The 21777-nt window shown below is 76.1% G+C and carries 9 protein-coding genes; 1 reads left to right on the top strand and 8 read right to left on the bottom strand.

All coding sequences use genetic code 11. From position 1 onward, the window contains the following. Positions 1–2 precede the first annotated feature (2 nt). From ACQUFX_RS06985 to ACQUFX_RS06970, 4 genes are all read right to left on the bottom strand, one after another. Positions 3–1283 (bottom strand): methylaspartate mutase, encoded by a 1281-nt coding sequence (locus tag ACQUFX_RS06985; RefSeq protein ID WP_428965207.1) that lies wholly within the window; start codon positions 1281–1283, stop codon positions 3–5. Next, positions 1280–1729 (bottom strand): cobalamin B12-binding domain-containing protein, encoded by a 450-nt coding sequence (locus ACQUFX_RS06980; protein WP_428965206.1) that lies wholly within the window; start codon positions 1727–1729, stop codon positions 1280–1282. Before ACQUFX_RS06980 ends, ACQUFX_RS06985 begins: the two co-directional genes overlap by 4 nt. A gap of 260 nt (positions 1730–1989) precedes the next feature. After that, positions 1990–2196 (bottom strand): MbtH family protein, encoded by a 207-nt coding sequence (locus ACQUFX_RS06975; protein ID WP_428965205.1) that lies wholly within the window; start codon positions 2194–2196, stop codon positions 1990–1992. 3 nt (positions 2197–2199) lie between these two features. Further along, on the bottom strand, positions 2200–12630 hold the full coding sequence (locus ACQUFX_RS06970; protein ID WP_428965204.1) for an amino acid adenylation domain-containing protein: 10431 nt from the start codon (positions 12628–12630) through the stop codon (positions 2200–2202). On the opposite strand from ACQUFX_RS06970, the gene ACQUFX_RS06965 reads away from it, so the two are divergent. Continuing rightward, positions 12624–12758 (top strand): hypothetical protein, encoded by a 135-nt coding sequence (locus ACQUFX_RS06965; protein ID WP_428965203.1) that lies wholly within the window; start codon positions 12624–12626, stop codon positions 12756–12758. The genes ACQUFX_RS06970 and ACQUFX_RS06965 overlap by 7 nt on opposite strands. A gap of 99 nt (positions 12759–12857) precedes the next feature. Here ACQUFX_RS06965 and ACQUFX_RS06960 read toward each other — a convergent pair whose 3' ends face one another. From ACQUFX_RS06960 to ACQUFX_RS06945, 4 genes are all read right to left on the bottom strand, one after another. Next, positions 12858–17864, bottom strand: coding sequence for a condensation domain-containing protein (locus ACQUFX_RS06960; RefSeq protein WP_428965202.1), 5007 nt, complete (start codon positions 17862–17864; stop codon positions 12858–12860). A gap of 131 nt (positions 17865–17995) precedes the next feature. Beyond that, positions 17996–19801, bottom strand: a complete 1806-nt coding sequence (locus ACQUFX_RS06955) for a non-ribosomal peptide synthetase (protein ID WP_428965201.1) — start codon at positions 19799–19801, stop codon at positions 17996–17998. Positions 19802–19808: 7 nt separating this feature from the next. Beyond that, a complete protein-coding gene (locus ACQUFX_RS06950; RefSeq protein WP_428965200.1) occupies positions 19809–20843 on the bottom strand; it encodes a TauD/TfdA family dioxygenase in 1035 nt (344 codons plus the stop codon). A 27-nt stretch (positions 20844–20870) separates the two neighbouring features. Continuing rightward, positions 20871–21683 carry a thioesterase II family protein gene (locus ACQUFX_RS06945; protein ID WP_428965199.1) on the bottom strand — a complete coding sequence of 271 codons (813 nt, stop codon included), beginning with the start codon at positions 21681–21683 and terminating at the stop codon, positions 20871–20873. Between the last annotated feature and the right edge of the window lie 94 nt (positions 21684–21777).

The following is a 21777-nucleotide window of genomic DNA, read 5'->3' as shown; positions in this document are numbered from 1 at the left end:
GCTCATTGGTCGTACGTGCGTGCGACGGTGTGCAGGGCGGACAGCAGGCGCGCCGACGACATCGCCGGCTGCTGGGCGGACGCCGTGGCGGTGATGGGCATCCGGCCGACCGCCGACCAGCGCAGCCGGCCGGCGTCGTCGATGAAGCTGCGGGACCGGCCGGCGTTGTCCGGGTGCAGGCACCACGGGACGTCCAGGTAGCCCCGGCGGAACGCGGCGTGCAGGGCCCGGCCCGGGTCGTCGTCGAGGTCGAGCACCGCCTCGACGAGCCGGCGGGCCTCCCGGTACACGCTCTCCTCGCCGGCCGGGTCCACCTCGGGGTCGGTGACCGACGCGGTCGCGGCGGCCGTCTCCAGGGCCTCGACGTTCTCCGCGACGGTGGGGATCCGGTGCGCCTCGGCGACGGTCTTGACGATCAGCCGCTGCGCGCCGGCCCGGACCGCCAGGTCGGCGGAGGCGGCCAGCAACCGCCGGGCGCCCCGCGCGGTGGTGGGGAAGGTCCCCATGTAGGTGTAGAGGACCACGTGCCGGTCCACGGTGGCCGGCAGGAACTCGGCGGCCAGCCGGTGCAGCGCCCGGATCGCCTCGGTGTCCTGGGCCGGATCGGTCTGCTGGGCGTAGCTCAGCGACACGCTGGTGATCCCGTGCCGGGCGAAGAACAGCCCCTCCAGCAGGCTCACCGCGACCAGCAGGCCGGGCGGGCAGAGCTGCCCGAGCAGGCAGCCGCCGAAGCTCTCCAGGTGGGCGGTGCCCGGGGCCAGCTCGGCCAGGAGTTCGCTGGCCCGCGCCCAGTTGCGCACCGACTCCCGCAGCGGCGTGCGGCCGTACGGCAGGCAGTAGGAGACCGGACCGCCCTCGGTGGCGTGCAGGCCGGCGGCGGCGAGCGCCCGGATGATCGGCTCCGGCTGGGAGGACCCGTGCCGGACCTGGACCGGGAAGGACTCGTCGTGGACCCCGGCGAGCAGGGTCCGGGTCGTCTCCACCGGGTACGCCACGATCGGGTACCCGTTGAGCGGGGTGCCCTCGACCAGCGCCCGGTGGGCCGCGTCGTACGCGCCGACCCGGGTGTAGCTGTCGATGGTGACCGTACCGACCGTGGTGGCCGCGGCGAACCGGGTGCGCTCCAGCCCGGCGCGCATCCGCCGCAGGTCGCTGAAGCCCATCCGGGGCTGGACGACCAGCCGGCCGGCGCGGGCGGCGTCGGCGACGAACCGGCCGAAGGACCCCGCGGGCGCCGCCGGCCGGACGGTCCGGTCCGCCGCGCCGAGGACCCCGGCGCTCACGCCGGCCGTCCCACCATGGTCGACGCCCCCGCCGGCAGGTCGGCCAGGAAGCGTTGGAAGGCGAGCAGGTCGCCGTCGTCGAAGACCGCGTCGAAGCCGGCCGCGCGCAGCCGGGCGGCCCGGTCGGCGTCGTCCCGGCCGTCGAGGCCGAGCTTGCCGCCGATCACCATCGGGACGCCGGCCAGCTCGGGCTCGGCGCGCAGCCGGGTGACGGCGCTGAGCCCGTCGACGTAGCCGTGCCCGTTGACGCTGCTGACCACCACCAGGTCCGGGGCCTCGATCCGGCAGCGCCGGACGAGCAGGTCGTCCGGGACGCAGGGGCCGAGGTTGACCACCGGGTGCCCCAGTTCCTCGACGAACAGTTCGAGGAAGACCAGGTTCCAGGTGTGCGAATCCGAGACGGTACCGGTCAGCAGAACTTTTCCAACGCCTTGCGAGTGCGCCATCGCGGCTCTCCGGTGAGAAATGGGGACGCCCGTTCCGGAAGCGGTTCTCCGCTCCCGGCGGTTCCGTTTTGCACAGCTCGAATATAGGAGCGGGGCGGGGCCGCAGCCGGAAGTTACGGGGGCAGGAAGGTCGGCAGTCGCGGCGGGTTCGCACCGCCGGTTCCCGGGTCGACGCCGCCGCCGCGGCGGGGTGCGGCGGCTGCGGCCCGGACACGGCGACGGCCCCCCGCACCGGTGCGGGGGGCCGTTCTCAGCAGGGGTTACGCGTACTGGGCGACGAGGCTGCGCGGGCGGATGTCGGTCCAGTCGCGCTCGATCCGCGCCAGGCACTCGGGCCGGCTGGCCGGGCCGAGGACGCTGCGCCAGCCGGCCGGCACCGCGGCGAAGGCGGGCCAGAGGCTGTGCTGCCCCTCGTCGTTGACCAGGACCAGGAACGTGCCGTTCTCGTCCTCGAACGGATTCACCATTTCTCAGCTCCTTTTCTCGGTGGGGTCGTGCGCTTCGGTTCCTTCGGTGGGGTCGTGCTTCTCGGCGCGCGGCGGCGCCAGTTTCCCGGCGAGGATGCCGCCGATCTCGGTGAGCGGTTCCCGTTCGGTCATCCGCAGGTGGGTGGTGTCGATGTCGTGGCAGACCAGGTCACCGTGCACGTGGTCGGCCCACAGCTTGGGGGTCAGCGGCCCGGCCGCGCCGGACCGGTTGGCGGAGAAGAAGAGCAGGTCGCCGGTGAACAGCGCCGGCCGGTACGCGGCCATCAGGTCCGCGTGGTTGACCGCCGCCGCCACCAGGGCGTGCACCTCGGCCTCGGTGAACCCGGCCAGCACCGGGTCGCGGCGACGCAGCACCTCGACCACGACCTGCGGGTCGTACCGGTCCCCGACACCCTCGGGGAGCCCGGCGACGGTCTCGGCCGCACCGGTCTCGGCCGCACTGCCGTCCTCGTCCTCGTCGCCGAGGAGCATCCGCATCGTCTCCCGGTCGGTACGCGGCCGGGCGGCGTCCTCCTCGGCGACCGGGTAGGCGTCCATCATGGCCAGCAGCTCCACCTCCGCACCGGCCTGTTGCAGCCGGGTCGCCATGGCGTGCGCGACGATCCCGCCGAACGACCAGCCGAGCAGCCGGTACGGGCCGTGCGGCTGGATCCGCCGGATCTCGGTCAGGTAGTCGTCGGCCATCTCCTCGACGCTGGCCGCCCGGTACCCGGGGGTGGCCAGGGCGCGGGTCTGCAACCCGTACACCGGCTGGTCGGGGCCGAGGTGCTGGGTGAGCCCGGCGTACGACCAGCTCATCCCGGCGCCGGGGTGCACGCAGAACAGCGGGCGGCGGCTGCCCTCGGCGCGCAGCGGCAGGAGCACCCCGAGCGCCGAGCCGGTGTCCTGCCCACCGGCCAGGCCGGCGACGGTGGGGTGCTGGAACAGGTCCCGGACCGCCCGGTCGAGGCCGAGGACGGTACGGATCCGGCTGACCAGGCGGGTGGCCAGCAGGGAGTGCCCGCCGAGGTCGAAGAAGTTGTCGTCGACGCCCACCCGCTCGACGCCGAGGACCTCGGCGAACAGCTCACACATCCGCTGCTCGACCGGGGTGCGCGGGCCCCGCCCGCTGGTGCCGCCATGGGTGGGCGCCGGCAGGGCCCGCCGGTCGAGCTTGCCGTTGACGGTGACCGGCAGCCGGTCCAGCAGCACCACCGCCGAGGGGACCATGTACCCGGGCAGGCTCGCCGCGGCGGCGGCCCGCACCTCGGTCTCGTCGAGCCGCGCCCCGTCCGCCGGCACCAGGTACGCGACCAGGCGCTTGTCGCCGGGGCGGTCCTCGCGGACCACGACGGCGACCTGGCCGACGCCGGGGTGCCGGCCGAGCACCGCCTCGATCTCGACCGGTTCGATGCGGAAGCCCCGGATCTTGACCTGCCCGTCGGCCCGGCCGACGAAGCGCAGCTCACCGCCGCTGGTCCAGGCGACCAGGTCGCCGGTGCGGTACATCCGGCCGCCGGCCGGGTCGAACGGGTCGGCGACGAACCGTTCGGCGGTCAGCGCCGGACGGCCGAGGTAACCCCGGGCGACCTGCGCCCCGGCCAGGTACAGCTCGCCGGTGCCGCCGAGCGGGACCGGGGCGAGCCGGTCGTCGAGGACGTAGGCGCGGGTGTTGTCCAGCACCCGGCCCAGGTACACCCCGGTGAACCGCCGGTCGGTGGTCTCGAAACGCTGGTGGTGGGAGGCGAAGGTGGTCTCGGTCGGGCCGTAGCTGTGCACCAGGACGGTCCGCGGGCAGTGCTCCAGCACCCGCCGTACGGCCGCCGGGGAGGCGACGTCGCCGCCGGTCCAGACCTCGCGGAGCCGGGCCAGGGTGGCCAGCCCCTCGTCGGCCAGCACGTGGAACAGGCCCATCGTGAAGTACGCGGCGGTGACGTCGTACCGCTCGATGACGCGGGACAGCTCCGCCAGGTCCGCGCCGTCGCCCTCGGCCACCACGAGTTCCCCGCCGCGCAGCAGCGGCACCCACAGCTCGTAGGTGGAGGAGTCGAAGCCGTACGCGGAGTGCACCAGCATCCGGCGGTGGTGGTCCCGGTTCCAGCACCGGTCGGCGACGAGTTCCCGCACGTTGCGGTGGGTCACCCCGACGCCCTTGGGGCGGCCGGTGGAGCCGGAGGTGAACATGACGTACATCAGGGCGTCGTCGCCGAGCGGCAGGTCCGGGTCGGTGTCGGGGCCGTCGTCGGGTACCGCGAAGGGCACGACCCGGACGCCCTCGGCCCGCTCGGCCCGCGCCACCTCGCCGTCGGCGGTGTCGGCGTCGGTGAGCAGGACCCGCGCGGCGGACTCGGCGACGATCATCCGGACCCGGGCGGCGGGCAGCGTGGTGCCGACCGGGACGTACGCGGCGCCGCACTTGAGCACCGCCAGGGTGGCGACGACGAGGTCGGCGCCGTGGCGCATCAGCACCCCGACCGTCGACTGCGGGGTGACCCCGGCGGCGACCAGCCGGTGGGCCAGCCGGTTGGCCCGGCGGTTGACCTCGGCGTAGCTGAGCCGCCGGTCGCCGGCGGTGACCGCCGGGGCGTGCGGGGTGCGCCGGACCTGCGCCTGGAACGCCTCGTGCACGGTGCCCCGGGTCGGCGCGACGGCGCTGTCGTTGAGCTGGTGCAGCAGCCGGTGGCGCTCGGCGGCGTCGAGCAGGTCGACCGCGCCGACGCGCTGGCCGGGGTCGGCGGTGACGGCGCGCAGCAGCCGGGCCAGCCGCTCGGCCAGCAGCCGGGCGGTGTCGGCGTCGAAGAGGTCGGTGGCGTACTCCAGCGCCCCGGCGAGCCCGGCGTCACCGGGGCGCTCGTGGACGGACAGGGTGAGGTCGAACTTGACGGTGCCGGTGTCGAAGGGGACCTCGGTGCCGGCCAGCGGCGACCCGGTCGGGTCGGCCTCGGCGTTGTTCTGCACCAGCAGCATCACCTGGAACAGCGGGTGGTACGCGGTGGAGCGGGTCGGGTTCAGCTCCTCGACCAGCCGCTCGAAGGGCAGGTCCTGGTGGTCGTAGGCGGCCAGGTCGGCGTCGCGGACCCGGGTGAGCAGGTCGGCGAAGCTGGGGTCACCGGAGACGTCGGTGCGCAAGACCAGGGTGTTGACGAAGAACCCGACCAGGTCGTCGAGGGCGTCGTCGCCCCGGCCGGCGACCACCGTGCCGATCGGCACGTCCGTGCCGGCGCCGAGCCGGGACAGCAGCACCGCCAGCGCGGACTGGAGCACCATGAACAGGGTCGCGCCGTGGTCGCGGGCCAGCCGCAGCACCCCGGCGTGGGTCGCCGCGTCCAGGGCGAACGGCACCACGTCGCCGCGCTGGCTGGCCACCGCCGGGCGGGACCGGTCGGCGGGCAGCTCCAACACCTGCGGCGCGCCGGCCAGCACGTCCCGCCAGAAACCGAGCTGCCGGGCGAGCAGGCTGTCCGGGTCGGTCGCGTCGCCGAGCAGGTCCCGCTGCCAGAGCGTGTAGTCGGCGTACTGCACGGGCAGGGGCGTCCAGCCGGGGGCGTGCCCGGCGGCGCGGGCCGTGTAGGCGGTGGCGAGGTCGCGCAGCAGCGGGCCCATCGACCAGCCGTCCCCGGCGATGTGGTGCACCAGCACCACCAGCACCTGCCCGCCACCGTCGACCCGCAGCAGCCAGGCCCGCAGCGGGATCTCGGTGGCCAGGTCGACGACGTACCCGGCCGCCGCGTCGATCGCCGCGGGTACCGCCCCGGCGGCGACGTCCCGGACGGTGACCTCGGGTTCGGCGTGGTCGAGGACCACCTGGAAGGGCTCCCCGTCGACGGCCCGGTAGACGGTGCGCAGCACCTCGTGCCGGTCGGCCACGTCGGCCAGGGCCCGGCGCAGGGCGTCCGGGTCGAGGTCGCGCTCCAGCCGCAGCGCGACCGGGATGTTGTAGACCGCGCTCGGCCCGGTCAGCTCGTCGAGGAACCAGAGCCGGTGCTGGGCGAAGGAGAGCGGCACCGGTGCCCGCGTGCCGTCCGGGGCGGTGGCCGGCGCGGTCCGGGTCAGGGCGGGGCGGGCGGCGGTCCCGGTGTCCCGGCCGACCCGCCGTTCCAGGTCGGCGGGGGTGGGCGCGAGGAAGAGGTCCCGGACGCCGAGCTCCACGCCCCGGACGGTGCGGACCCGGTTGACCAGCTTGGCGGCGAGCAGGGAGTGCCCGCCGAGGGCGAAGAAGTCGTCGTCCACGTTGACCCGGTCGACGCCGAGGACCGCGCCGAACAGGTCGCACATCACCTGCTCGCCGGGGGTCCGGGGGGCCCGGCCGCCGGTGGCCGGGGCGTGCCGGGGGGCGGGCAGGGCGGCCCGGTCGAGCTTGCCGTTGCCGGTGAGCGGCAGCCGGTCCAGCACCACGAACGCCGCCGGCACCATGTGCGCGGGCAACGCCTCGGCGGCGGCCCGGCGGACCTCCTCGACCGCGATCTCGCCACCCGTCCCGGCCGGGACCAGGTACGCCACCAGGCGCTTGTCGCCGGGGCGGTCCTCGCGCACCACCACGGCCACCCCGCCGACCCCCGGGTGCCGGCCGAGGACGGCGGCGACCTCGCCCGGCTCGATCCGGAAGCCCCGGATCTTCACCTGGTCGTCGGCGCGGCCGAGCAGTTCCACCACCCCGTCCCGGGTCCACCGGGCCAGGTCGCCGGTGCGGTACATCCGGGACCCGGCAGGGCCGTACGGGTCGGCCACGAAGGCAGCGGCGGTGGTGCCGGCCCGGTTCAGGTACCCGTCGGCCAGGCCGGTGCCGGCGACGTACAGCTCACCGGTGACCCCGACCGGGACCGGGCGCAGCCGCTCGTCGAGCACGTAGCTGCGGCGGTTGGTCAGGGGCGCGCCGACCGGGACGGGGGCCCCGGTGGGCGGGGTGTCGATCGGGTGGCAGTGGGTGAAGATCATGCTCTCCACCGGCCCGTACCCGTGCACCAGTCGCAGGTGGGGGAAGCGGCGGCGGGCCCGCGCCAGGTGTTCCACCGACGGCGGCTCGCCGCCGGTGACGACCTGGTCGACCGCGCCGATGGTCTCCGGGTACTCGTCGAGCATCAGGTTGAACAGGCCGGCGGAGAGCCAGAGGGTGCTGGCCCGGTGGGCGGCGACGAGGTCGGCGATCCGGGCCGGCTCGGGCCGCTGCCCCGGCTGGAGCACGCAGGTCGCCCCGGCCAGCAGCGCGCCCCAGAACTCCAGCGCGAACGCGTCCCAGGAGACCGGGGCGGACTGCACCCACACCTGGTCCGGGCCGAAGTCCACGAAGTCCTGGCCGGTGAGGGTGCCGACGATGGCCCGGTGGGCGGCGAGGGCACCCTTGGGGCGGCCGGTGGAGCCGGAGGTGAACATCACGCACGCCGGGTCGCCGGGGTCGCCGGGCAGGTGCAGCGGGTCGGTGGACTGGGCGTCCAGCGCCTCGGCCGCCGCGTCGAGCAGGACGGTCCGGCCGGGCCGGGCCGCGCCGAGCCGGTCGGCGAGCGCGGTGTCTGAGACCAGGGCGGTGACCGAGGCGTCGGTGACCAGGCCGGCCAGCCGGGCGTCGGGGAACTCCGGGTCGAGCAGGGCGTAGGCCGCGCCGGCCTTGAGCACGGCGAGGACGGCGACGGCCATGGTCAGGCCCCGGTCCAGCAGGACGCCGACCACGTCGCCCCGGCGTACCCCGGTCGCCACCAGGTGCCGGGCGAGGCGGTTGGCCTCGGCGTCGAGGTCGCGGTAGCTCATCGGCCGCCCGTCGCAGATCAGCGCGACCCGGTCGGGGGTGGCGGCGGCGTGCCGCTGCACCAGGTCGGTGACGCGCAGGTCGGGGCCGGGCGTACCGGTGGTGTTGAACACCCGCAGCACCTGGTCGCGGTCGGCGGCGGTGAGCAGGTCGAGGTCGCCGACCCGGGTCCCCGGGTCGGCGGTGACCGTGCCGAGCAGCCGGGCCAGGGCCGCCGCGAGACGGGTCACCGTCGCCGGGTCGAACAGGTCGGTGGCGTACTCGACCGCGCCGGTGATGCCGACCGGGGCGCCGGCCGGGTCGTGGTACTCCCGCACGGCGAGGGTGAGGTCGAACTTGGCCACCCCGGCCCGGAAGGCCAGCTCCTCGCCGGCCAGTGGGGACGCGGTCTCCGGTTCCCCGTCGCCACCGGCGTTCTGGAGCACCAGCATCACCTGCACCAGCGGGTGGTACGCGGTGGAGCGGGTCGGGTTCAGCTCCTCGACCAGCCGCTCGAAGGGGACGTCCTGGTGGTCGTAGGCGGCCAGGTCGGCGTCGCGGACCCGGGCCAGCAGCTCGGCGAAGGTCGGGTCACCGGTCACGTCGGTGCGCAGCACCAGCGTGTTGACGAAGAACCCGACCAGGTCGTCCAGGGCGTCGTCGCCCCGGCCGGCGACCACCGTGCCGATCGGCACGTCCGGGCCCGCGCCGAGCCGGGACAGCAGGGCGGCCAGCGCCGACTGGAGCACCATGAACACCGTCGCGCCGTGCTCCTGGGCCAGCCGCAGCACGCCGGCGTGGGTCGCCGCGTCCAGGGTGAACGGGACGACGTCGCCGCGCTGGCTGGCCACCGCCGGGCGGGGCCGGTCGGCGGGCAGCTCCAGCACCTGCGGCGCACCGGCCAACGCCGACCGCCAGAACCCGAGCTGCCGGGCCAGCGGGCTGTCCGGGTCGGCCGCGTCGCCGAGCAGGTCCCGCTGCCAGAGCGTGTAGTCGGCGTACTGCACCGGCAGCGGCGTCCAGCCGGGTTCGGTGCCGGCGGCACGGGCCACGTACGCCTCGGCCAGGTCGCGCAGCAGCGGGCCCATCGACCAGCCGTCCCCGGCGATGTGGTGCACCAGCACCACCAGCACCTGCCCGCCCCCGTCGACCCGCAGCAGCCACGCCCGGAGCGGGATCTCGGTGGCCAGGTCGACGACGTACCCGGCCGCCGCGTCCACCGCCGCCGGCAGCTCCCCGGCGGTGACGTCGCGGACGGTCAGCTCGGGGGCGGCCCGGTCGAGGATCCGCTGGTACGGCTCGCCGTCGACGGCCGGGTAGACGGTGCGCAGCACCTCGTGCCGCTCCACCACGTCGGCCAGCGCCCCGCCGAGCACCTCGGGGTCGAGGTCGCGCTCCAGCCGCAGCGCGACCGGGATGTTGTAGACCGCGCTCGGCCCGCCCAGCTCGTCGAGGAACCAGAGCCGGCGTTGCGCGAAGGACAGCGGGATCCGCTCCCCGGCGCGGGCCGCCGTCGCGGTCAGCTCCGGCCGCTCGCCGACGCCGGTCAGCTCGCCGATGCGCCGGTCCAGGCCGGTCGGGGTGGGGGCGAGGAAGAGGTCCCGGATGCCGACCTCCACCCCGAGGACCGAGCGCATCCGGTTGACCAGCCGTACCCCGAGCATGGAGTGCCCGCCGAGGGCGAAGAAGTCGTCGGTGGCGGCCACCGTGGGCCGGCCGAGCACCTCGGCGAAGAGGCCGCGCAGCAGGTCGGTACGGGGCGAGTCGCCCCGGCCGGTGGCCACGGCGATGACGGTGGCGGCCCGGCTGCGGGTGGCGGCGCGGCGGTCGGCGAGGGCCTGCCGTTCGTCGGCGGTGAGCACGTCGAGGGCGGTGACGGGGGTGGCCGGGTCGGCGGCGGCGGCGCGCAGCAGCCGCAGGTACACGTCGAGCAGCAGCCGGGCGGTGGCCTCGTCGAACAGGTCGGTGGCGTACTGGAGCCAAACGTCGACCTCGCCCGCTCCGCTGGCGACGCAGGAGACGCTGAGGTCGAACTTGGCCTGGTCGAGGCCGGCGGGGGCGATCCGCCCGTCGAGGTCGAGGATGCGCAGGTCATCGGCGGGGACGGCGGTGTCGACGGTGAGCATGACCTGGAAGAACGGGTGGTGGCCGAGGGAACGGGCCGGGTTGAGGCGTTCCACGACCAGGTCGAAGGGCACGTCCTCGTGGGCGTACGCGGCCAGGTCGGCGTCGCGGACCCGGGTGACCAGCTCGGCGAAGCCGGGGTCGCCGGTGAGGTCGGTGCGCAGCACGAGGGTGTTGACGAAGAACCCGATCAGGTCGTGCAGCGCCTCGTCGGAGCGCCCGGCGACGGGGGTGCCGATCGGCACGTCGGTGCCGGCGCCGACCCGGCTCAGGGCGGCGGCGAGGCCGGCGTGGAAGACCATGAAGGGGCTGGCCTGGTGGGTGTCGCAGAGGTCGCGCAGCCGGCGGTGGGTGGCGGCGTCGAGCCGGGCGCGCACCGAGGCGCCCCGGTGGCTGGCCTCGGTGGGGCGGGGCCGGTCCAGCGGCAGGTCCAGCACCTGCGGCGCGCCGGCCAGGGTCTCCCGCCACCAGGCGAGCTGCCGGGTGAGCAGGCTGTCCGGGTCGGACTCCTCGCCCAGCAGGTCCCGCTGCCAGAGGGTGTAGTCGGCGTACTGGACGGGCAGGGGTTCCCAGGCCGGTGCGGCGCCGGCCCGCCGGGTGGCGTACCCGGTGGCGAGGTCGCGCAGCAGCGGGGCCATCGACCAGCCGTCGGTGGCGACGTGGTGCAGCAGCACCACCAGCACCGACCGGACCCCGTCCACCACGAACAACCGCACCCGCACCGGCACGTCCACCGCGATGTCGAACGACTCCCCCGCGAATCCCGACACCCGGGCGTCCGCGTCGGCGGCGGCGCACTCCACCACCGACAGGTCCACCGGCGACCCGTCGAGGACCCGCTGCACCGGCTCGCCGGCCACCGACGGGAAGACCGTCCGCAGCACCTCGTGCCGCGCCACCAGGTCCCGCACGGCGGCGGCCAGGGCGGTCCGGTCCGGCACCCCGGACAGCTCCACCACCACCGGCACGTTGTACGTCGCCGACGGGCCCGCCAGCCGGTTGAGGAACCACAGGCGGCGCTGCGCGTAGGAGAGCGGCACCAGGGTCTCGCCGGGGGCGGGGTGGTACTCGGCGTGGTCGGCGGGGGCGGGGGTGTCGGCGCGCTGGGGCGACATGCCGCGCAGCAGGTTCCGGTCGATCTTGCCGGTGCTGGTCCGGGGCAGCGCCGGGACCAGGCTCACCACGCCGGGTACGGCGGGGGCGGGCAGGTGCGCGGCGAGGTGGCTGCGGGCCTGCCCGGCGGTGACCTCCCCGACGACGTACCCGACCAGCCGCTTGACGCCGTCGCCGAGGTCCTGGGCGACGATCGCGGCCTGGCGGACGGCGGGGTGGGTGAGCAGCACCGACTCGACGGCGGCCGGGTCGATCCGGTGACCGTTGATCTTGACCTCGTCGTCGACGCGGCCGAGGTAGCCGAGCTGGCCGTCGGCGCGCACCCGCACCAGGTCGCCGGTGCGGTAGGCGGGTTCGCCGTCGAGGGTGGTGAACCGGCGGGCGGTCAGCTCCGGGCGGCCCAGGTACCCGTCGGCGAGGCCCCCGCCGAGCAGCCACAGCTCCCCGTCGACCAGCGCGGCGCGGACGCCGGGCAGCGGCAGCCCGATCGGCACCTCGCCGCCGTCGTACCCGCAGAGGTCGGCGACCGTGGCCACCACCGTCGCCTCGGTCGGCCCGTACGTGTTGAGCAGCCGGACCCGGTCCCCGACGGCCCGCCGCCAGCGGGCCACCCGCTCGGGCAGCGCCGCCTCGCCCCCGATGATCACGGTCCGCAGCAGCGGCGGCAGCTCGACCACCCCGGCGGAGAGCGCGTACGCCAGTTCGTGCCAGTACGCGGTGGGCAGGTCCAGGACGGTCACCCGGTGCGCGCGGACCCCGGCGAGCAGGGCCGGCACGTCGAGCATCTCCGCGTCGCGCAGCACCAGGGTGCCACCGGCGCAGAGGGTCACGAAGATCTCCTCGACGCTGGCGTCGAAGTGCAGCGGGGCGAACTGGAGCACCCGGTCGTCGGCGGTGACGCCGTACCGTCGGGTCGCGCCGGCCACGAAGTGCGCCAGCGCCGCCCGGCCGACGAGCACGCCGTTCGGGGTGCCGGTGGAGCCGGAGGTGTAGATGACGTACCCGGTGTCAACGGGGACGGCCGCGCCGGGCAGCACCACCTCGCCGCGCTCGCGGACCTCGGCGAGAGGTGGCGGGGTGCCGCCGGAGCAGGCGTCGGCGAGGATCGCCTCGTTGCGGGCGGTGGGGGCGTCCGGGTCCAGCGGCAGGTAGGCCGCCCCGGTGCGCAGCACCGCCAGGATCGCCACGACCGCGTCGACGCCGCGCCGCCGGCAGACCGTCACCAGCCGGCCCGCCGTGGCGCCCTCGGCGCGCAACCCGGCGGCCCGCTGCGCGACGGCGGCGGCCAGGTCGGCGTAGGTCAGGGTGGTCGCCCCGGCGGTCAGCGCCGGCCGGTCGGGGTCGGCGGCGGCCCGCGCGGCGATCGCCTCGTCCACCGCGAGGACCGGCCCGGCCAGGGGCTCCCCGTCGAGGATCACCGGCCGCCGGGCGGCGGCATCCGGGTCGGTCGCGGGCCCGGCGTGGTCGATCGATGGCATCGAACTTCCTCCTGCTGGGGTCGGGGGTCGCGCTGGTGGCGGAGGTGGCCGGGCAGTACGTCCACTGTGGACGGGCCGGGTCGGTCGCGGCACCGGTCGGGGGATCGTCGGGGACGCCCGGCCGGTGACGGAAACGACCCGGCGGCGCGTTGACCTGAGGTTAGTCAGCGCGCCGCCGGGTCGGCGGCAGTCGGCGCGGCAGGATGGTCCGCGCCGGGCGGCGGGTTCTAGCCGGGCGTGGCCCCGGCGCCGGTGCGGCGACGCAGCGTCGGGCGGGCCCGTTCCGCGCCGGGGCTGCCCGCGCTCGCGGCGAGCCGCTCGGCGAGGGCGACCGGGGTGGGGGCCTGGAAGACGTCCCGGATGGTGATCTCGACCGCGAGGGCGGACCGGATCCGGTTGACCAGCCGCACGGCGAGCAGCGAGTGCCCGCCGACGCGGAAGAAGTTGTCCTCCGGCCCGACCGGCCGCCCGTCGAGCACCTCGGCGAAGAGGTCCCGCAGCAGCCGCACCCGGGGGTTCGCCGCCGCGCCGGCGGTGCTCGCCGCCTCCGCCGGGGCGGGCAGCGCGGCGCTGTCCAGCCGTCCGTCCGGGGTCAGCGGGAGCGTCGCCAGGACCGCGTACTCCGCCGGGCGCAGGTGCTCCGGCAACGCCTCGACGGCGTGCCGGCGCAGCTCGGCCACGGTGGGGGCGGCGGGCGGGTCGGCCGGGACGAGGTACGCCACCAGCCGCTCACCGCCCGGCTCGTCGGTGCGGACCACGACGGCGGCCCGCCGGACCCCCGGGTGGGCGGTCAGCACCGTGGTCACCTCGGTCGGGTCGATCCGCGCCCCGCGCAGCACGGTCCCGGCGACGGGCCCGTGCAGGCGCAGGGTGCCGTCGGCGGCCCGGCTGGCGAGCTGGCCGGTGCGCAGCATCCGCCCGCCGGCCGGGTCGTACGGGTCGGCGACGAACGCGGCGGCGGTGCCGCCCGGGTGGCCCGGGTACCCGTCTGCCAGGCCGGGGCCGCAGAGGTACAGCTCGCCGACGACCCCGACCGGTACCGGCCGCAGCCGGGCGTCCAGGACGTGGCAGCGCTGGTCGGCCCCGGCGACCGGTACCGGCCGGCCGGGCTGCGGCGCGTCGACCGGGTGGCCGAGGGCGTACGCGCCGCCCGCCGGGGTCCCGTACGCGTGCACCAGGCGCAGCCGGGGGTACTGGCGGCGGACCCGGGCCAGGTGGGTGACCGACGGCGGCGCGCCCCCGGTGGTGACCTGCCGGAGCCGGGCGAGGGTCGCCGGGTGCTCGTCGGCCACCAGCTCGAACAGCCCGGTGGGCAGGTCGAGGGTGGTGACGCCGTGCGCGGCGACCAGGTCGGCGAGGCGGGCCGGGGTGGGGTGGGGCTCGGCCGTCAGGACACAGGTGCCGCCCGAGGTCAGCGCCGCCCAGAGGCCGGCGGTGAACTCCGCCGACGCCGGGGCCGCCCAGGACAGCCGGACCTGGTCCGCTCCGGGGTCCAGCGGGCCGGCGGCGGCGAGCACCGCGCGGTGCGGGAGCGCGACCGGGAGCGGCGCACCGGCGGCGGCCGGGGCGACCAGGACGACCGCCGGGTCGGCGGGGTCGCGGCGCACCGGCGGCGGGTCGGCCGGCCGGGCCCGCCAGTCGCCGGCCCCGGCGGGGTCGGCGGGCCGGCGGCGGGCCGGCGGGACCGGCGGCGTGAGGCTGATGCCGGGGATCGGCAGGTCCAGGGTGCGACCCGGCACCGAGAGGCTGAGGGTGACCCCGGGCAGCGGCGGGACCGGTGGGGCCGTCCGGGCGGCGGGCGGGTCGAGCAGGACCGTCGGGCCGGTGGCCGGACCGGCCAGCCGTCCGGCCAGCCCGGCCTCGGTGACCAGCGCGGCGAGCGGGACCGCGCCGGCCTGGGCGGCCAGCGGCCCGTCGGCCAGGTCGGGGTCGAGCGGCAGGTACGCCGCGCCGGCCTTGAGCACCGCCAGCGCGGCCAGCGGCAGGGCGGGGCGGGCGGTGAGGACCCCGACCACCTCGCCCCGGCGCACGCCGGCCGCGAGCAGGTGCCGGGCGAGCCGGTTGGCGTCGGCGTCGAGAGCGGCGTACGTGATCCGACGGTCCCCGGTGACCAGGGCGACCGCGTCGGGGGTGGCGGCGGCGCGGGCCTGCACCAGGTCGGCGAGGCCGGCGGCGGGCCGCGCCGGGTGCGGGTGACCGGCGGCGTACCGGCGGTGCTCCTCCTCGGTGAGCAGGTCGAGGTCGGCGACCGGCCGGTCCGGCTCGGCGGCGGCGGCGCGCAGCAGTCGGGCGAGCCGGTCGGCGAGCCGCCGCGCGGTGTCCGCCTCGAAGAGGTCGGTGGCGTACTCCAGCACCCCCCGCACCCCGTCCGGGGTGCTCCCGTCGTGGTCCTCCCGCACCGCCAGGGTCAGGTCGAACTTCGCGGTGCCGGTGTCGAAGGGGACCTCGGTGCCGGCCAGCGGCGACCCGGCCCGGGGCGGCGCGCCGGTGTTCTGGAGCACGAGGGTGACCTGCACCAGCGGGTGGTGGGCGGTGGAACGGGTCGGGTTCAGCTCCTCGACCAGCCGTTCGAAGGGGACGTCCTGGTGGTCGTAGGCGGCCAGGTCGGTGTCCCGCACCCGGCCCAGCAGCTCGGCGAAGGTGGGGTCGCCGGCGACGTCGGTGCGCAGCACGAGGGTGTTGACGAAGAACCCGACGACGTCGTCGAGGGCGTCGTCGCCCCGGCCGGCGACCACCGTGCCGATCGGCACGTCGGTGCCGGCGCCGTGCCGGGACAGCAGGGCGGCCAGCGCGGACTGGAGCACCATGAACAGGGTGGCGCCGTGGTCGCGGGCCAGCCGGAGCAGGGTGGCGTGGGTCGCCGCGTCCAGGGTGAACGGGACGACGTCGCCGCGCTGGCTGGACAGCGCCGGGCGGGGCCGGTCGACGGGCAGCGGCAGGAGCTGCGGCATCCCGTCCAGGGTGGTGCGCCAGTGGGTGAGCTGCCGGGCGAGCAGGCTCTCCGGGTCGTCGGCGGTGCCGAAGGTGTCCCGCTGCCAGAGCGTGTAGTCGGCGTACTGCACGGGCAGGGGCGTCCAGCCGGGGGCGGTGCCGGCGGCACGGGCCGCGTACGCCTCGGCCAGGTCGCGCAGCAGCGGCCCGGTGGACCAGCCGTCCCCGGCGATGTGGTGCACCAGCACCACCAGGAGCTGCCTGCCGTCGTCGACCCGGATCAGCCACACCCGCAGCGGGATCTCCACCCCGAGGTCGAAGACGTGTCCGGTGGCGGCGTCCACCACCCGGGGCAGGTCGGCGGCGGGGGTGTCCAGCACGGTCACCGCCGGCTCGGCCCGCTCCAGGACCACCTGGAACGGCTCCCCGTCGACCGCGGCGTAGACGGTGCGCAGCACCTCGTGCCGGGCGAGGACGTCACCGACGGCGGCGGTGAGCAGCGCCGGGTCCAGCGGCCGGTCCAGCCGGAGCACCACCGGGATGTTGTAGATCCGGCTGGCTCCGCCCATCTCGTTGAGGAACCAGAGCCGGCGCTGGGCGAACGACAGCGGCACCAGGTCGGGCCGGGGCAGCGGGGTCAGCGCCGGCCGCCGGCCGGTGCCGGTCAGCTCGCCGATGCGCCGGTCCAGCCCGGCGACGGTGGGGGTGAGGAAGAGGTCCCGCAGGCCGATCTCCACGCCGAGGACGGACCGGATCCGGTTGACCAGCTTGGTGGCGAGCAGCGAGTGGCCGCCGGAGCGGAAGAAATTGTCGTGCCGGCCGATCCGCTCGACGCCGAGGGCGGCGGCGAAGAGCCCGCAGAGGATCTCCTCGCGCGGGGTGAGCGGGTCGTCGTGCACCGGCCCGGCGGCGGGCGCGGCGGCGGGCGCGGTACGGGTGGCGGCGCGGCGGTCGGCGAGGGCCTGCCGTTCGTCGGCGGTGAGCACGTCGAGGGCGGTGACGGGGGTGGCCGGGTCGGCGGCGGCGGCGCGCAGCAGCCGCAGGTACACGTCGAGCAGCAGCCGGGCGGTGGCCTCGTCGAACAGGTCGGTGGCGTACTGCACCCAGACCTCGACGCCGGCCGGCGCGCCGTCGTCGGCGCGGACCTCGGTGCAGAAGACGGTGAGGTCGAACTTGGCCGAGGCGAGGGCCGCCGGGCGCAGGGTGCCGGCCAGGTCACCGAGGCGGACGCCGGCCGGCGCGGCGGTGTCGACGGTGAGCATGACCTGGAAGAACGGGTGGTGGCCGAGCGACCGGTCCGGGTTGAGGCGTTCCACGACCAGGTCGAAGGGCACGTCCTCGTGGGCGTACGCGGCCAGGTCGGCGTCGCGGACCCGGGTGACCAGGTCGGCGAAGCCCGGCTCGCCGGTGAGGTCGGTGCGCAGCACCACCGTGTTGACGAAGAAGCCGACCAGGTCGTGCAGCGCCTCGTCGGGCCGCCCGGCGACCGGCGCGCCGATCGGCACGTCGGTGCCCGCCCCGGCCCGGCTCAGACTGGCCGCGAGCCCGGCCTGGAGCAGCATGAACATGCTGGCCCGGCGGGCGCGGGCCAGGTCGGTCAGCCGGCGGTGCGCGTCGGCGTCGAGCCAGCCGGTGACGGTGCCGCCGCGCCGGGACGGTTCGGTGGGGCGGGGCCGGTCCAGCGGCAGGTCCAGCACCTGCGGCGCGCCGGCCAGGGTCTCCCGCCACCAGGCGAGCTGCCGGGTCAGCACACTGTCCGGGTCGGACTCCTCCCCCAGCAGCTCCCGCTGCCAGAGCGTGTAGTCGGCGTACTGCACCTCCAGGGGGGTGAAGGCGGGGGCCGTGCCGGCGGCGCGGGCCGCGTACGCGGTGGACAGGTTACGCAGCAGGGGGCCGGTGGAGGCGCCGTCGGTGGCGACGTGGTGCAGCAGCACCACCAGCACCGACCGGACACCGTCCACCACGAACAACCGCACCCGCACCGGCACGTCCACCGCGATGTCGAACGGTTCCCCGGCGAATCCCGACACCTGGGCGTCCACCTCGGCGGCGGCGCACTCCACCACCGACAGGCCCACCGGCGACCCGCCCAGCACCCGCTGCACCGGCTCGCCGTCCACCGACGGGAAGACCGTCCGCAGCACCTCGTGCCGCGCCACCACGTCCACCACCGCCGCGGCCAGGGCCGTCCGGTCCGGCACCCCCGACAACTCCACCACCACCGGCACGTTGTACGTCGCCGACGGACCCTCCAACCGGTTCAGGAACCACAACCGGCGCTGCGCGTACGACAACGGGATCACGGGACACTCCTCCTGTTCGACCACGACGTCGTCAGCCGTGGCGCCACGACCTCGGGAAAGGGGCGTGCGACCTGTCCGGGGCGGGGTTCGCCGACAGGTCGCACGCCGGTGGGTTGCGGATGACGGGGTGCTCAGCCGGCGGCGGGCTGGTCGAGGCGGGACTCGATGGTCCGGGCCAGGTCCCGCAGCCGGGGGTTCTCGTAGACGGCCCGGACCGGCAGGCTCAGGCCCAGCTCGCGGCGGACCCCGGCGACCAGCTTGATGGCCAGCAGGGAGTGCCCGCCGAGCTTGAAGAAGTTGTCGTCGGCGCTGATCCGGGACGCCCCGAGGACGTGCCGCCAGACCGAGGCGATCAGCTCCTCCACCCGGCCGGTGGGCTCGTCCCCGGCGGCCGGGGCGTCCGGGACGGCGGCCCCGGTGGGGGCGGGCAGCGCCGCCCGGTCCAGCTTGCCGCTGTTGGTCAGCGGGAACCGGTCCAGCGCGACGAACGCCGCCGGCACCATGTACGCCGGCAGGTCGGCGGCGGCCCGGTCGCGCAGCTCGGTCGGGTCGACGGCGGCGGTGGCCCGGTAGTACGCGACCAGGGTCGGCTCGCCGGCCGGGTCGCCGTGGAGCACCACGGCGGCCTCGACGACGGCCGGGTGCCCGGCGACGGTGGCCTCGATCTCGCCCAGCTCGATGCGGTGGCCCCGGACCTTGACCTGCCCGTCGGCCCGGCCCAGGTACTCCAGCCGGCCGTCGGGGAGCTGCCGGCACAGGTCACCGGTGCGGTACATCCGCCGCCCGTCGACGGCGTCCGGGTCGGCGACGAACCGTTCGGCGGTGAGGCCGGGCCGCCGCCGGTACCCGCGTCCGACCCGGGAGCCGGCCAGGTACAGCTCACCGACCTCGCCGGGGGTGACCGGGGTCAGGGTGTCGTCGAGCAGCCGCAGGCTCAGTCCGGGCAGGACGGTGCCGATGTGCGGGGCGTGCTCGCCGGTGATCCAGCCGGCGGTGGCGTCGACGGTGCACTCGGTCGGGCCGTACACGTTGACCGCCCGCAGCACGCCGCTCGCCACCAGCTCCGCGATCCGCCCCCACAGCGCGGGGCTGATCGCCTCGCCGCCGACGAGCAGGGTCAACGGCCGGGCCGCCCCGGCGGCGGGCAGGTGCTCCAGCAGCGGGTCGGCGTGCGACGGGGTGATGTCCAGGTCGGTCAGGGCGGCGTCCCCGATCAGCGCGGCGAGCAGCGCCGGGTCGGCGCGGGTCTGGTCGTCGAGCATGACGAGGGTGTCGCCCCGGCAGACCCGGACCCACTGCTGGACGGAGGCGTCGAAGGAGGGGGACGCGTTCCAGCCGACCCGGCCCGCCTCGCCCCGGACGATGCCGGTGGACTCCAGCTCGGCCAGCAGCGCCGCCGCCGCGCCCCGGCTGATCTCGACACCCTTGGGCCGGCCGGTGGAGCCGGAGGTGTAGATGACGTACGCCAGGGCGCCGGGGCGCACCGGCACCGGCCGGTACCCGGTGTCGCCGTCCGGCGCGGTCAGCTCCGCCACCGGGACCTGGGGTACGCCGCCGGTCAGCGGCTCGACGCCCGGGTCGGCCACGACGACCAGGTCGACACCGGCGTCCTGCACGAGGTAGCGGCGCCGTTCGGCGGGCAGGCGCGGGTCCACCGGCAGGTACGCGGCCCCGGCGGTCAGGGTGCCGAGCAGGGCCGCCACCAGGTCCGCGCCGCGCGGCAGGCAGAGCGCGACGACGCTCTCCGGACCGACGCCGTGCCGGGCGAGGCGGCGGGCGATCCGGGCGGCCCGCTCGCGCAGGTCGCCGAAGGTGAGGGTGGTGTCACCGGCGACGACGGCGGTCCGGTCGGCGGGGACCTCGGCGAGCCGGTCCAGCAGGTCCCGGGCGGGGACCGCCTGGTCGAGGTCGGCGGGGCGGGTGAGCGCGCTGGTCATCGCCGGCTCACTTCCCGTGCGCCGTGGCCGACGGGGCGGTCTGCGGCTGGCAGTCGGCCAGCGCCACCTCGTCACCCATCGCCACCACGATCTTGCGGGCGCCGGTGAACGCCTCCCGCCCGTGGGCGCAGGCGATGTTGTCGACCAGCATCACGTCGCCGACCTGCCAGGTCTCCCGGACGGTCACCTCGGTGTACACCTGGTTGATGGTGTCGACCTCGTCGCGGGTGAGCGGGGAGCCGTCGCCGAGGTACGTGTCGAACGGCAGGCCGTCCTCGCCGTACGTCTCCAGCAGCACGTCCCGCACGTCGGCGTCGAGGGACCAGCGGTTCCAGAAGGCGAAGTGGTTGAACCAGCTCTGCTCACCGGTGACCGGGTGGGTGACGATGGCCGAGCGGCGCTGGCGGGTCCGCAGCTCCCCCTCGGCCAGCCACTCGTGGCCGATGACGTGCTCGGCGCAGTACCGCTCCACCTCGGCGGGGTCCTCGGTGGCGAAGCTCGTCTGCCAGGGCAGCCCGGCCAGCTCGGAGAAGTTGCGGACCAGCAGCCAGCCGTGGGTGGCGAAGCGGTCCCGCAGGTCGGCGGGCATCCGCCGGAGCGCCTCCCGGGTGTCGCCGACGGTGGTGGCGCCGCCGGTCTCGGGGGCGACGAGACAGCCGAACATCAGGGTGCCGGGGAAGTCGAGGGTGTAGCTGTTCTCGTTGTGCAACCGGATCGGCTGCACGGCCGGCAGGTCGGTGGAGGAGAAGACGCCCTCGCCGAAGTCGGTGCGTGGGGTGGCCTTCTCCCGGTACCCGGTGCGGGTCGGCATCAGCACGCCCCGGGCGCGGGCGAAGTCGGCGGTGTCGGCGACCGGCAGACCCCGGATCAGCAGGTTGCCGGAGCGCAGCAGCTCGGCGCGCAGGGCGGCGTGATGGGCGGTGAGCCACTCGACGGCGGCGTCCATGGTGGGCAGGTACGGGGTGACGGTGACGGCCGGCCGGCCCGCCTCCCGCTGCACGTCGAGGTCGGTGGCGGGTACCGCCTGGGCGGTCGGTGACATGGGATCCTCCTGGGGGGGTCGGTGGGGTCAGGCGGCGTCGGACCGGACGAGGCCGCCGTCGAGCACGCCGGTGACGATCGACAGGAACGCGTCGAGCTGGCTCTGGAAGTAGAAGTGGCCGCCGGGCAGGATCCGCGTGACGATGTCCGCCCGGGTGACCTGCGTCCAACTGGCCAGCGCCTCGGCCGGTACCACCGGGTCGGCGTCGCCGCCGATCACGGTCACCGGGCAGGTCAGCGGCTCGGCCCCGGCGTGCCGGTAGGCGTCGTCGATGGCGAAGTCGGCGCGGATCGACGGGAGCAGCAGTTCCCGCAGCTCCGGCTCGTCGAGGATGCCGTCGTCGGTGCCGCCACGCGTCTGGATCGCGGTGACCAGGGCGTCGTCGTCGAGCGTCTCGGGGTGCACCGGGCTGGGGTTGGGCAGGAACGGGGCCCGGCAGGCCGAGGCGATCAGGGCGCGCGGCGCGCGGCCGGCGGCGGTGAGCGCCCGGGCGACCTCGTACGCCACCAGGGAGCCCATGCTGTGGCCGAGGACCACCAGGTCGTCGGTGTCGGCGGGCAGGCTGGCCACGATCGGGTCGACCAGGTCGGCCATCCGCTCGGGCAACGGCTCGCTGAACCGCGCGCCCCGCCCCGGGTACTGGCCGATCAGCAGGCGCACGCCGGTGGGCAGCAGCGCCCGCCACGGGGCGTAGGCGTGGGCGTTGCCGCCGGCGTGCGGCAGGACCAGCAGGGACGTCCGGTGGGCGTCGTCGCCGGGGAGCACCCAGACGACGTCGTCGGGGGCGGGCGTCGGCGTCCCCGGACCGTCGGTCGAGTCGTACTGTCGGGCAGGATCCACGGTGCGCTCCATTCGTCGACGCGCGTCGGAAAGAATTGCGAAAAGGACAGGATCGGGCCGGGGAAATCGGCGTTACGACAGTTCTTCGATCCCA

It is taken from the genome of Micromonospora fluostatini, assembly GCF_050410825.1.
Classification (GTDB): Bacteria; Actinomycetota; Actinomycetes; order Mycobacteriales; family Micromonosporaceae; genus Micromonospora; species Micromonospora rosaria.
This window is presented reverse-complemented; position numbering and strand designations above follow the sequence as displayed.